12 protein-coding genes are annotated in these 12,981 nt (G+C 64.8%); 2 read left to right on the top strand and 10 right to left on the bottom strand.

Annotated features, from left to right (window positions below; all coding sequences use genetic code 11):
• The first annotated feature begins 7 nt into the window (after positions 1 to 7).
• Both BTO20_RS10805 and BTO20_RS10800 read left to right on the top strand, forming a co-directional pair.
• Entirely contained in the window at positions 8 to 1,369 is a 1,362-nt protein-coding gene (locus BTO20_RS10805; protein WP_087075725.1) for a cytochrome P450, read from the top strand.
• Positions 1,370 to 1,502: 133 nt separating this feature from the next.
• Positions 1,503 to 1,838, top strand: coding sequence for a hemophore-related protein (locus BTO20_RS10800; RefSeq protein WP_087075722.1), 336 nt, complete (start codon positions 1,503 to 1,505; stop codon positions 1,836 to 1,838).
• Between the two features lie 16 nt (positions 1,839 to 1,854).
• On the opposite strand, the gene BTO20_RS10795 is transcribed toward BTO20_RS10800, so the two are convergent.
• The 10 genes from BTO20_RS10795 to BTO20_RS10750 all read right to left on the bottom strand — a co-directional run bounded on the left by BTO20_RS10795 (position 1,855) and on the right by BTO20_RS10750 (position 12,972).
• Positions 1,855 to 3,051, bottom strand: a complete 1,197-nt coding sequence (locus tag BTO20_RS10795) for a cytochrome P450 (RefSeq protein ID WP_087075720.1) — start codon at positions 3,049 to 3,051, stop codon at positions 1,855 to 1,857.
• 9 nt (positions 3,052 to 3,060) lie between these two features.
• Complete coding sequence (locus BTO20_RS10790; protein ID WP_087075718.1) at positions 3,061 to 3,840, bottom strand: spirocyclase AveC family protein; 780 nt, start codon at positions 3,838 to 3,840, stop codon at positions 3,061 to 3,063.
• Between the two features lie 114 nt (positions 3,841 to 3,954).
• Positions 3,955 to 4,833 (bottom strand): mycofactocin-coupled SDR family oxidoreductase, encoded by an 879-nt coding sequence (locus BTO20_RS10785; RefSeq protein ID WP_087075716.1) that lies wholly within the window; start codon positions 4,831 to 4,833, stop codon positions 3,955 to 3,957.
• Between the two features lie 21 nt (positions 4,834 to 4,854).
• Positions 4,855 to 6,123, bottom strand: coding sequence for a cytochrome P450 (locus BTO20_RS10780; RefSeq protein WP_087075714.1), 1,269 nt, complete (start codon positions 6,121 to 6,123; stop codon positions 4,855 to 4,857).
• Between the two features lie 68 nt (positions 6,124 to 6,191).
• Positions 6,192 to 7,412, bottom strand: coding sequence for a cytochrome P450 (locus BTO20_RS10775; protein WP_087075712.1), 1,221 nt, complete (start codon positions 7,410 to 7,412; stop codon positions 6,192 to 6,194).
• Positions 7,413 to 7,420: 8 nt separating this feature from the next.
• On the bottom strand, positions 7,421 to 8,869 hold the full coding sequence (locus BTO20_RS10770) for an aldehyde dehydrogenase family protein (RefSeq protein WP_087081920.1): 1,449 nt from the start codon (positions 8,867 to 8,869) through the stop codon (positions 7,421 to 7,423).
• Positions 8,870 to 8,882: 13 nt separating this feature from the next.
• Positions 8,883 to 9,764: an SDR family oxidoreductase gene (locus BTO20_RS10765; protein WP_408632166.1), complete on the bottom strand. Its 882-nt coding sequence runs from the start codon at positions 9,762 to 9,764 to the stop codon at positions 8,883 to 8,885.
• 55 nt (positions 9,765 to 9,819) lie between these two features.
• On the bottom strand, positions 9,820 to 10,950 hold the full coding sequence (locus BTO20_RS10760) for a spirocyclase AveC family protein (RefSeq protein WP_087075709.1): 1,131 nt from the start codon (positions 10,948 to 10,950) through the stop codon (positions 9,820 to 9,822).
• 3 nt (positions 10,951 to 10,953) lie between these two features.
• Positions 10,954 to 12,066 carry an ABC transporter substrate-binding protein gene (locus tag BTO20_RS10755; RefSeq protein ID WP_087075707.1) on the bottom strand — a complete coding sequence of 371 codons (1,113 nt, stop codon included), beginning with the start codon at positions 12,064 to 12,066 and terminating at the stop codon, positions 10,954 to 10,956.
• 84 nt (positions 12,067 to 12,150) lie between these two features.
• The gene (locus BTO20_RS10750) at positions 12,151 to 12,972 is read right to left on the bottom strand and encodes a CbbQ/NirQ/NorQ/GpvN family protein (RefSeq protein WP_087075705.1); all 822 of its coding nucleotides are present in this window, start codon (positions 12,970 to 12,972) and stop codon (positions 12,151 to 12,153) included.
• Positions 12,973 to 12,981: the final 9 nt, after the last annotated feature.

Genomic DNA, 12,981 nt, shown 5'->3' with positions numbered 1-12,981 from the left:
ACAACGCGTGAGCCTGCAGGACATCACGACCGACGACGAACGCAAGAAGAACACCTACCACTTCGACCGGCACACACCGGAATACCGCGGGCAGTTCGAGAAGATCACCGAGGAAATGCAGTCCCGCTGCCCCATGGCGTGGACCGACACCTACAACGGCCACTGGGTGGCCGCCGACAGCAAGCATGTGTTCGAGTTGGCCCGCTGCCCCGTGGTGTCCAACCACCACGACATCAGCGGGAACACTCCCTACCAGGGCATCACCATCCCGAAGGCCAGCCGCGCGACCGTCGTTCGCGGCGGCATCCTCGAGATGGACGAGCCCGAGCACAGCGCCTACCGCGGGGCGCTCAACCCCTACCTGTCCCCTGCCGCGATCAAGCGGTGGGTGCCGTTCGTCGACGAGATCACGCGCGCCGCCCTCGACGAGCACATCGAATCGGGCCGGATCGATTTCGTCGAGCATCTCGCCAACGTGGTACCCGCGGTGTTCACCCTCGCCATGATGGGCATCGAGCTCAAGAAGTGGAACGTCTACAGCGAGCCCACCCACGCATCGGTGTACACCCCGGAGCACTCACCCGACCGCGAGAAGATCAACGAGCAGCACCGCGAGATGGGCATCGACATCATCAACAACATGATGGAGATCCGGCAGAACCCTCGGCCCGGTCTGGTCAATGCGATGTTGCAGTTGCGCATCGACGGTGAACCTGCGCCCGACATCGAGATCCTGGGCAACCTGGGTCTGGTCATCGGCGGCGGATTCGACACCACCACCGCGTTGACTGCGCATGCCCTGGAGTGGCTCGGTCAGCACCCGGACGAGCGCAGCCGGCTCAGCACCGAGCGGGCCACGCTCCTCGACCCGGCCACCGAGGAGTTCCTTCGCTTCTTCACCCCGGCACCCGGTGACGGCCGGACCTTCTCTGAAGACGTCGTGGTGGAAGGTCAACAGTTCAAGCAGTACGAGCGCCTCTGGCTGTCCTGGGCGATGGCCAACCGGGATCCGTCGGTGTTCGACCAACCCAACGAGGTCGTCCTCGACCGCAAGGGCAACCGGCATTTCAGCTTCGGTATCGGGGTGCACCGCTGCGTCGGTTCGAACGTGGCGCGGACGGTGTTCAAGTCGATGCTCACCGCGGTGCTCGACCGCATGCCCGACTACGTGTGCGACCCCGAGGGCACCGTGCACTACGACACCATCGGCGTCATCCAGGGCATGCGGAACCTGCCCGCCACATTCACTCCGGGCAAACGGCTGGGCCCCGGTCTGGACGAGACGTTGGAGAAGTTGCAGCGCATCTGCAATGAGCAGGAACTCGCCCGGCCGATCACCGAACGCAAGGAAACTGCCGTCATCGACTGATCCGCGGATGTCACACCAGTAACAGGTCAGCCCCCTAGCCCGATAGTCCTGTTAACCTCGACTGAGGTCACTTCTACAGACGTGTGAGCAAACTCCCCGCCGTGTCGGCGGAACCAGATGGGGGTATGAAGACATGATCAAGTTTTCGCGCGCGAAATTCGCGATCGCCATCGGCGGCCTCGCCGTCGCAATCCCCGCTTCGGTCGGTGTCGCAACTGCTGCGCCGTACGACGCGGTGGTCAACACCACGTGCACCTACGAGCAGGTCGTCGCGGCGCTCACCGCGCAGCGGCCAGACCTGGCGCAGGAGTTCAACGCGTCGCCGTTCGCGCAAGGCGCGCTGCGCAGCTTCCTGGCGTCGCCGCCGGCCCAGCGCCAGCAGACGGTGACACAGCTGCAGGGCAGCCCGGCAGCCGCGCAGTACTTCGGTCCGATCACCTCGATCGCCGGTAGCTGCAACAACTACTGATCCAGTTCGTCAGGGCTCACCTGACGTTGACCGGCAGCCGGGCCCAGCCCCGCACACTGCAGGTGTGGGCCCGGGCCGCCGTGTCGTAGTCCACCTCCCAGTCGCTCCATCGTTTGAAGACCTCCTCGAAGGCAACCCGCGCCTCCAACCGCGCCAGCGCCGACCCGAGGCAGAAGTGCAGGCCCTGCCCGAAGCTGAGGTGTCCTTCCTTGCGGTGGATGTCGTAGCGATCGGGATCGGTGAACCGCGTTTCATCGCGATTGGCCGAACCGTTGAGCAGCAGCATGTGGGAACCCTCGGTCACGATGTGCCCGTACAGCTCGACGTCGCGCGCCACACACCGACCCTGCACGGGCGAGGGCGGTTCATACCGCAACGTCTCCTCCACTGCCGACGCGATGAGCGACGGTTCCACCACGAGTTCGCGTCGTTGATCGGGGTACTCACCGAGCAGCTGCCCCATGAATCCGATGAGCCGGGCGGTGGTCTCGTTGCCCGCGCCGGCGATCATCGCGGTGTAGGCGAGAACCTCGGTGCGCTCGAGGCGGCGCCGGGTCCCGTCGGCCTCCTCGACCTCCGCTGTGAGCAGGTCGGTCATCAGGTCGTCCGAAGGATGGGCCGCCCGCCACTCGATGTACTCCGCGAACACCGCCATCGCGTCCTGGAAGATCGTCGGGCTGATGTCGGCGCCTGCCGAGTCGACCGCAATGTTCTTGTCGCTGACATCCCGGATCTGCTGTTGTCCCTCCTCGGGGATGCCCAGCAGGTACCCGATGGTCCGCATCGGCATGATCGCGCCGATATCGGTGACGAAGTCGAAACCATCGGAATCCCGGAGCGGATCCAGTGCCCGCGAACAGAACCCGCGCACCAGGTGTTCGACGGCCAGCATCCGCCGTGGCGTGAAGACGCGCGAGAGCAGCCGCCGGTGCAGATCGTGCAGCGGTGGATCTTCGAACAGCAGGATTCCCGGCGGCACCTCGATGCCGCTGAACAAGATGTCGGCGGTGGTGCCGCGGCCCGATCGGTACGTCTGCCAGTCGGGCAGTGCGCGCGCGACGTCTTCGTAGCGACTGAGGGCGTAGAAGTTGTACTTGTCGTTGAAATACAACGGCTCATCGGTGCGCATCCGTCTCCACACTGGGTACGGATCGTCATCGATGTCGAGATCATAAGGGTCGTAGTACAACTCGGTGATCGGGTCAACGGTCATGGCATCTCATTACTTCGGTTGGTTTGGCACGCCGGGGAATAACTGTTCGGTGGGACCCGAGTTCACCCAGCCCGCGAGCTTGGTTGCCAGGTGCGGGGCGAACACCGAGGCGTAGACGAGATGTCCCACCACGATGACGGCGACCACCGACAGCAGCGCCGACTGCAGCCGGGTCACGGAGACCTTGTCCGCCCACATTTCGATGACGTTGCGGCCTTTGGCATCGGTGCGGCCCAGGAGATACGTGAACACCATCATCTGTACACCCATCGCGATGGCGTCGTAGATCGGGTACTGGTGTTTGGTCCCTTCCCATACCCCCAGGCCTTCGATGACGTAGCCGTAGTAGAACAAGCCCAGGCGCGCACCGACGATCGCGTTGAAGAAGAAGGCCCAGCAGAATCCGACGGCGAAGCCGACCGACAACAGCGTTTGCGGTCGCCGCCAACCCCATTGCGCCGTCGCCCAACGTCCCAGTGCCGCACCGATGATCGCGGGGAGCACGAAGTATCCCATGTAGCCGACGGGTACCGCCGACGGCAGCCCGCCCCAGGTCATGTTCAGCGGCCACCACGACGGCATCCGCGGGAGAGCCGGCGGGAATTGGGCGTACACCGCCCAGTCGTAGGGCGCCTCGATCCACGAGAACGAGAGTGCCGAGAGGCAGATCAGCAGCAGCGGATGCAGTCGCCCGCGCCGGTAGCTCAGGTAGATCCCGACGGCCAGGAAGCCGAGACCGCTGAGGTACGCGAAGGCGACCCCGGCCTTGATCAAGAACTCGACGCTCACCGATCGGTCTCCGGCGCCCGACGGGTCTCTGGGTCGAAATACAACACGGCACCGACGATCACGACGATCAAGCCGAAGAGGGTGCCCAGCATGATGAGTGTGCCCATTTGCGCGTTACCGGCCCGGTCCGTTGGGCCACTTGAGCAGTGAGCCTGCGTCCACGCGGATCTGCTGCCCGGTGATGTAGCGACTGTCGTCGCTGGCGAGGAAAACCCCCAGGTTGGCCATGTCTTCGGGCTCGATGTACGGGATGGGCATGGCCTGGAAGATCGTGAACAACGGTTCGGCGTCTTCGCGGGTGGCTTTCTTACCCGCGGCGGTCAGATCGGGCCGGAACATGGAGTACATGCCGTCGTTCTGGAGCAGGTGGGTGTTGCAATTGGTCGGGTGGATGGCGTTGACCCGGATCATCCGCGACGCCAGGTGCAGGCTCATCTCCTCGACGTACTCGATGACGATTCGCTTGCTCCATCCGTAGCCCGCACCGCCAGGACCCATGTTGGGGTTGTCTGTCGTTCCCCGGATCATGCCTGCGGTCGAGCCGGTGACGATGATCGATGACCCGTCGGGCAGGTGGCCGAGGGCGACTGCGACGGTGTTCATCACGCCGACCAGATCGACGTCGGAGGCGTCGATGAATTGCATCGGATCAGGCCTGCCCATGGCCATCGGCAGGATGCCCGCGTTGGCGACGACGATGTCGATCTTGCCCAGGTCGGCCACGCCCGCCTCGACTGCGTCGCGCAGCTCATGCCGTTCGCGGACATCGGCAACCCGGGCGACGATTCGACGGCCGAGTTCTTTGACGGACCGTTCGGTCTCCGCGAGGTCCTCGGGTGTGGCCAGGGGATAGGGGTTGGACGGGATGTCGCGGCAGATGTCGACGGCGATGATGTCGGCTCCTTCCCTGGCCATCGCGATCGCGTGCGCCCGGCCCTGTCCGCGGGCGGCGCCTGTGATGAAAGCGACCTTGCCGTCGAGCTTTCCGGCCATATGTACTCCTTCTTTTCGGACTCAATCCAGCGGTGTGAAAGTGATGTGCAGCTCGCTGAGCCCCCGCATGATGAACGTCGGATCGTACGAGTAGTCGCGGTTGTCCGCCGGGCCGTGATGCTCGGAGGAGATCGCAATGTTGCTGCAGCGGTCGAGGATGCGGTGCGGCGAGATTCGGCCCTCGGCCCGGGCCAGCGGCGCGCCCGGGCAGGAATGAGCGCCACGGATGAACGCGATCTGCTCGCGCACGTTGGTTCGGTCAGGCTGGAAGGTGTTGGGGTCGGCGAACTTCCGCTCGTCGCGGTTGCACGCGCCGGGCAGCAGCATGACGGTCGTTCCGGCCGGCACCTCGACACCGCCGATGTTCGTGGTCTTGCTCGCCATCCGGAAGTGCGATTTGACCGGGCTTTCCATGCGTAGGGTTTCTTCGAGGAAGGCCGGGATCCTGCTGCGATCCGCACGCAGCCGAGCTTCGAAACCTGGATTGTCGGCGATGAACCGTATCGCGGAGCTCACCAGCTTGGTCGTCGTCTCGGTGCCCGCGGCGAACAGGAAAGTGGACAGGTTCATCACGTCTTCGATGTCCGGCGTCGAACCGTCTTCGTGTTTGGCCTGTGCGAGTTCGGTGAGCACGTCGGCGCGCGGTGTGCGTCTGCGGTCTTCGAGGTAGGAGTAGAACTTCTCGTTGAGCCACTCCAGTGGGTTGTGCGACGTCGGCGCCTCCTTGCCCAATTCGCCGACAGTTTCGAGCGCGAAGACGGCCCTGAATTCCTCGTGATCCTCGGGTGGCACACCCAGCAGATCGGCGATCACCAGCAGGGAGAACGGTTTTGCGTAGTCCGCGAGGAACTCGCAGCTGCCCTTGTCGACAAAGGTGTCGAGCTGTTGATCGGCGAGCCGCCACATGAACTCTTCATTCTCTTTGAGGCGCTTGGGCGTGATGAGCCTGCTGAGCAGACCACGGGTGCGGGTGTGCACCGGCGGGTCCTGCGACGTGATGTGCTCGGCCATCGGAACCTGGCCGCGGTGCTGCTCGATCAACGCCGAGACGTCGTCGCTCTCCCCCGGCCCGAACGGCAGTCCGGAGAACGGGCCGGCCACCGACACACACGACGAGAACGCCGGATCCTTGTACACCGCAATCGCCTCGTCGTAGCCGGTGACCGCCAGGACGTGGAACGGCGTCGCCTGCGTCACTGGGCATTTCGAGCGCAGATGGTCGAAGTAGGGATACGGGTCAGGGACAAGGGACGGGTCGGTGAAGAAATCCACCTGGTCGAAGTCGGTCATCTTGTGTTGGGCTCCTTTTTCCTGCGCGAGCAGACATCAAAGTCCGCGAAACACGGCGTGTCGCGTACCTACGTGTCTGCTCGCGGGTCGAAAAGGACCGGCACAGACGTCGGGGAACGGAACGCCTGCCCGCGGATGTAGGCCTCACTGGCACCGGGGTCGAGCCGCAGGTTCGGCAGCCGATCCAGCAGCAGGTTGAGCGCCACCCGCATCTCCAGGCGCGCCAAGTGCATGCCGAGGCAGACGTGCACGCCGTAGCCCCAGCCGATGTTCGCCTTGGATTCGCGGAAGATGTCGAACCGGTCGGGATCAGGGAACCGGTCGTCCTGCCTGTTCGCGGCGCCGAGGATGGGCATGACCGACGACCCTTCGGGGATCTGGACGCCGCCGAGTTCGGTGTCGCAGTTGGCCACTCGGGTGATCATGATGAGTGGGGGTTCCCACCGCACCGCTTCCTCGATGGCCTGCGGTAGCAGCGAACGATCGGCGCGCACAGCGTCGAGCTGGTCGGGGTGGGACAGCAAGCCGAACAACAGGTTTCCCAGCGAGCGGTAGGTGGTCTCGACGCCCGCGGGTAGCAGCAACCGCAGGAACGAGAAGATCTCCTCGTCGGACAGTTTCTCGCCGTCGATCTCGGCTGCGGCCAGTCCGCTGATCAGATCGTCGCGCGGTTCCTCCCTGCGCGCCGCCAGGATCGGGGCGAAGTACTCGGCGAGCGCTTGTGACGCCTCGCGGCCGCGTTCGGGGTTCACGGTGAACGACAGCAGCGATATCGACCATTTCTGGAACTGCGCGTAGTCCTCCTGCGGCAGGCCCAGCAACCCCGCGATGATCAGTGTCGGATAGGGAAAGTTGAACTCCTTGACCAGGTCTGCGCTCCCCCGGTCGGCGAACCGGTCGATCAACGCGGTGCCTACCCTGGTGACGAGGCCCTCCTCCCACCGCGCCAATGCCTTCTGCGAGAACGCCTTCGCGACCAGTGCCCGGTGCCGAGCGTGTTCCGGTTCGTCCATGCCGAGCATCACGTGTTTACCGAACACGTCACCGAATGCCTGGATGATGATCGACGACGAGAAGGTCTCGTTGTCCCGCAACATCTGCTGGGCTTCCTCGTACCGGTACACCATGACGATCGGTTTGCCCTGCTGCCCAGGCATACCGGGGATTTCGATCTTCTGCACCGGTTCCTCCCGTCGCAGCCGTGCGAGTTCGGTGTACGGGTCACGCACGTCGCCCGAGACGAATGCGTCGAACTCGCCGAAGTCCTCGAGGTCGTCGAAAAGTTGCACGGGTTCTCCTAGATGGCTGGGTAGGCGACGGATTTGATTTCCGTGTACTGGTCGAACCCGGCCACGCCGTTCTGGCGGCCGACGCCGCTGGCCTTGTACCCGCCGAACGGGGTGTCGGCGCCGTAGCCGGCCGTGCCGTTGAGTCCGATGAATCCGGCGCGCAGTCGTTTGGCCACCGCAAGGGCCCGGTCCAGCGAGCCTGCAATCACGTTGCCTGCGAGTCCGTAGGGGCTGTCGTTGGCGATGCGCACCGCGTCGTCCTCGTCGTCGAATGCGATCACCGACAGCACGGGTCCGAAGATTTCTTCCTGCGCGATGGTCATCGAGTTGTCGACGTCGACGAAAAGTGTTGGCTTGACGTAGAAACCGGTGTCAAGCCCGTCGGGGGGCTCAACACCGCCAACGAGCAGGGTCGCTCCTTCGTCGATGCCTTTCTGGATGTACCCGCGGATCCGCCGGCGTTGACTGTCGGAAATCACTGGGCCGCACAGGGTTGCGTGGTCTTGTGGATCACCGGGCACGACGTTTTCATAGATGCCCTTGAGGATCTGGACACCTTCGTCGTAGCGGGACCGCGGGAGCAGCAGCCGGGTCGGGTTGGCGCAGCCTTGACCGGCGTGCAGGCACGGCGCGATCCCCATCATGCAGCCGGCCGCGAAGTCGGCGTCCTGCAGCACAATGGTCGCCGACTTGCCGCCTAGCTCCAGGAAGAGCCGCTTCATGGTCGCGGCGCCCTTTTCCATGATCCGCCTGCCCACCGCCGTGGATCCGGTGAACGAGATCATGTCGACCTTCGGCGACAGCGTGAGTTCCTCGCCGACAAGGTGATCCGATGCGGTGACGACATTGACGACGCCCGGCGGGATGTCGGTGTGTTCGGCGACGAGACGGCCCAGCCGCGTGGCGTTGAACGGGGTGTCCGGAGCCGGTTTGAGCACCACGGTGTTACCGGCGCCCAGTGCCTGCCCGATCTTGTGGATGGTGACCTCGAACGGGAAGTTCCACGGCACGATCGCCCCCACCACGCCGACCGGTTCACGCCAGACCGTGCGGGTGGTGTTCACCCCGGTGACCGACACCACGGCGTCGCCCAACGATGTCTCCCACGGGTATTCGTCGATCAGCTTGGCCGGGTACCTCAAAGCGTCCGCCAGCGGCGCGTCGAGTTGGGGTCCGTGGGTGATGGCACGGGGGCAGCCGACTTCACCGATCAGCTCCTCGCGCAGCTCTTCCCGCTCGCGCTCCAGCGCGTCCTGCAACTGCAGCAGACACCGCCGCCGGAACGCGTGATCGGTCGACCAACCGGTGTCGTCGAAGGCACGGCGGGCCGCATCGATCGCCCGGTGCATGTCCGCCTTCGACGCGTCGGCGACGTGACCGAGCACGCCTTCGGTGGCGGGATTGATGTTGACGAACGTCCCCGCCTCACCGTCGACGAGCTTGCCGTCGATCATCATCTTCGGCTCGAAACTAGCCATCGCTTCTTCCCTGCCCTCGCAGTGCGCCGAACCGCGGGATGCCCAGCATCAGCCGGGTCATCTGATGCAGCCCGGCCGACGGAAGCACACGGTTGGCAATCAACAGCATTCGCGCATCCGGGCCGATCGCCGTCTTGACGAACGGTTTCGAGCTCTCGAGCGCTTTGGCCAGGCCCGCGGCGAACTTGTCCGGGGAACGCGCGGCCATCCGCATCGCGGCACGGCCCCGCTTGTCCATGGTGCGGTGGTGCCGGGCGTAGGGCCCGTCGAGATCACGGCAGTCGGTGGTGCCCGCGTCGGTGATGATCTCGGTGTCATACGTGCCGGTGACGACGACCGTGACACCGATGCCGAACGGCGCGACCTCGCCGGCCATCGACTCGCCCCACCGTTCCAGCGCACCTTTGACCGCGGAATATGGTGCAGTCGCGGGCATTCCGCGTACTCCGCCCTGGCTCGACACCAGCACGATCCGCCCGGTGCCCGCCGCCCGCATCGATGGAAGCAGCTCCTTGGTCAGGAGCACCGGGCCGAAGATGCTGGTCGCGAACATGCGTTCCCACAGGTCGGCCGGCGTTTCCTCGACCATCCCCGCCGCGGAAATGCCTGCGTTGTGCACCAGCGCGTAAGGCGCTCCGACGGCCTCGGTGATGGTTTTCGCCGCGGCCGTGACAGAGGCAGCGTCGGTGAGGTCGAGGGGTGTCCCGATCAGCCGGGGGTCGCCCTCGCGCGCACCGGTCAGCTCCCGCAAGGCTTTCATGCCACTGTCGACCGATCGCATCGCGGCGACGACGTGCCAACCGTCCCGGTAGAGCCGGGCGGCCGAGGCGAGTCCGAGTCCTCGTGAGGCGCCCGTGATGACAGCACTGCGCACGCGAGGAGCACTGACGGAACTGCGCACGCGAGGAGCACTGAATGAACTGCGCACGTCAGCCATGCGCGGCCTCGGGCGCACATCGGTTGCTTGTCGCACCCAGCTCCACGTCGGGCCTGCCACCCGGCTGCATGCTCATCCAGGTGGACCAGATACCCGCCGAATACGGCCCGGGCTGCCCGTTCTTCTCGTGGAATCCTTGCGGGTCATACACTTTGGCCTCCGGATACGGCCACGGGCAGGCGACCGAGGTGGCGGTCCTGGTCCATTTGATGATCGCGAACCCGGTGCCGTAGGCGAAGTAGGCGAGGTTGATGATCACGAACATCACCACGAACATGCCCAGCGCCGGCCTGCTCGCGAAGATTCGCGCGCGTTGAGCGAGCTTTTCCGCGACGGTCCGGCCGGTGTCGTCGCGGTAGAGCAGTACGCCCGCCGGGACCATCACGAACGTCACCATCACCGATTCCCAGATCAGCGGGAACTGGTAGGTCTGGCCAACGAACAGCGACCCGAATGGGATCACCTGCGAGTAGATGTAGAAGCCCGTGCGTACCAGGGTGACCTCGAGCATCATGTCGATGACGAAGCCGATCGGCAGGATGATCAAGGCCAGGCTGATCAGCGGGTGGCGCCAGACGAATGCGGTCGGTGGCCGCTTCGTCTGCAGTTTGCGCAGGATCCACACCGCCGGGAAGTAGGGCCCGAGGTAGAACATGATGTACCCGATCACCAGGAACGGTTCGACGGTCGGCGAGATCGACACGAGAGGCCAGTCTTCGGGCCAGTGCCAGAGTTCGGGGTTGTAGACCGCGAACGGCGACCAGTTCATGATCGGGTCCTGCCAGACGATCAACGTGGTCACGATTCCCATCAGCAGCACCGGGTGTGCGCCGTACCGTCGCCAGGCGATGACGTACACGACGACGATGATCGTCATCGAGATGATCGTGAAGATCTGGAAGAGGTCCAGCCAGTTGGCGTAACCGAACAGTGGCTCGACGGGCCGTGGCGCACCCTGGACCTCCGGATTGCGGATGCGCGGGGACACCGCACCGTGGCGCGCGTTCACCGCGATCAGCACGAGGAGCCCGATCGCGATGGCGATCCACACCGCGGCTCGCCACGAGCCTCGCTTCGAATCGGGTGCCGGGTTCTGCGCGGAAGGTGTTGCAGTGGTGGTCATTACCTACTCCTCCCCGAACCGGTCGACGAGATGTGAGGTGACGCCGTCGGCATCGAGTCGGCGCGCGACCAGATAGCCGGCGCCCATCCAGGCGCGACGCGTCCAGTTGCCGAACGAGACCCTCGTGCCGGGCGCACCCGCCGCCGCGGGCATCATCTTGACGCGTTCCAAAGCCTCTTTCACGCCGCGGGGGCTCAGCGGGTGGGCGTCGGCACAGGCACGCAGCAGCGCCGACGCGACGTCGCAGTTCACCACCGGCACGCAGTATTCGGGCCGGCGGCCGAACTTTGCCTGGTAGTTGTCGAGGAACCGCTGCCCCACCGGGTTTCCCTCGTCGTACTGGTCCACGCCGGTCCACCCCATGAATGCGTTCCACATGACCGGGTTGATCCACGCGTTCTGAAAGGCCGTGGAGGTCAACCGCGGAGGATCCCAACCGAGTTCTTCCAGCGCCGGGTTGACGAACACGACACCGAAGCCGAACCCGGCATGCACGACCGCCTGCGCCTTGGCCTCGTACAAGGTGCGCACCGCGGCCGAGACATCCTGCGCGGTCTGGGCGATCGCGGCTTCCGCGACGATGCGTATCCCCTTGCGGCGACACGCACTCCGGAAGTTCTTCACGTAGGTCTCGCCGACCAGTGACTGCTCCACGAGGACGCCTACCTCGGTGTGTCCATCCTTGGCCAGCAGGTCCGCCCAGAAGATGGGTTCGTCGGTCAGCGATCCCTGCGGAAAGGAGAACGTCCACTCGCCCAACCAGGCGTCACTGCCGGTGACGCTGAGGGCGGGCACTTTGAACCGCTCTTCGATGGCCTCTCGGGTCGGTACGCAGTTGTCGGTGATGTGCGGCCCGAACACCGCAAGGCAGCCCTCGTCGACCAGTTCGCCGTACGCATCGATCACGGCCTTGACCGAACCCTTCGGCAGGCCTTCCACTTCCCGGTACACGATCTGGATGGGCCTGTCGATCACCCCGTCAGCGACGCCCTCGGCGAAGATCAGCTCGAACGGGTTGGCGAGATCCTCTCGCATCTCCTGCGGATACAGCTCGGGGAGTTTGAAGTCCATCAGATAGCCGAACTTGATCGGCTCGGCACTGCCTTCGTACGACATGCAACCTCCGTCTGGATGCGGATTCGCGGCGACAAGGTGAAACCTAATATTTGTTCTGGAGCCTAACGAGCCGCGGTGTGAGCGTCAATCGTCGAGCGAGGACTGGTCGTCCACGTAAGCGTCGATCATCTCGACCAGACCGCGCGTCACCGCCGAATCGTCGGTCAGCGGGCCTGCAATCGCGGCACGGGCGGCGTCGCGCGGCGTCAAACCCTCGGCGATCAACCGGCCTGCCGCGATCAGCACGCGCGTCGATGCCACTTCACGCAACCCGCCCGTCTCCAACCGGCGGATCGCCTGCCCCAGGCGCACCAGCTCGGCGGCGCGCTCATGATCGATCGCCGCCTCTGTGGCCAGGATCTTCTCCTCGACATCCGGTGCAGGAAAGCCGAATTCGATTGCGACCATGCGCTGCCGCGTCGAGTCCTTGAGGTCCTTGAGCACACTCTGATAGCCCGGGTTGTAGGACACCACGAGACAGAACCCCGGCGCAGCATCCAAGGTCACACCCAGGCGTTCGATGGGCAGCTGCCGGCGGTGATCGGCCAGTGGGTGCAGCACGACGGTGGTGTCCTGCCTGGCTTCCACGACCTCGTCGAGATAGCAGATCGCACCTTCGCGTACCGCACGGGTCAGCGGGCCGTCGACCCACTCGGTCTCCCCGCCGCGCAACAGGAATCGACCGACGAGGTCCGCGGTGGTCAGATCGTCGTGGCAGGCCACGGTCACCAGTGGCCTCTTCAGGTCATACGCCATCGCCTCGACGAACCGGGTCTTGCCGCAGCCGGTCGGTCCTTTGAGGACGACCGACAACCCCTGCCTGCATGCAGCTTTGAACACCTGCTTCTCATTCGCGACGGGTACGTAGTACGGCCGTGCCGGGCTTACTGGAGAATTCACTGACATTGCGTCCCT

The organism is Mycobacterium dioxanotrophicus, from assembly GCF_002157835.1.
Classification (GTDB): domain Bacteria; phylum Actinomycetota; class Actinomycetes; order Mycobacteriales; family Mycobacteriaceae; genus Mycobacterium; species Mycobacterium dioxanotrophicus.
The sequence above is the reverse complement of the archived record's forward strand: the minus strand, read 5'-3'. Positions and strand labels throughout refer to the sequence as shown.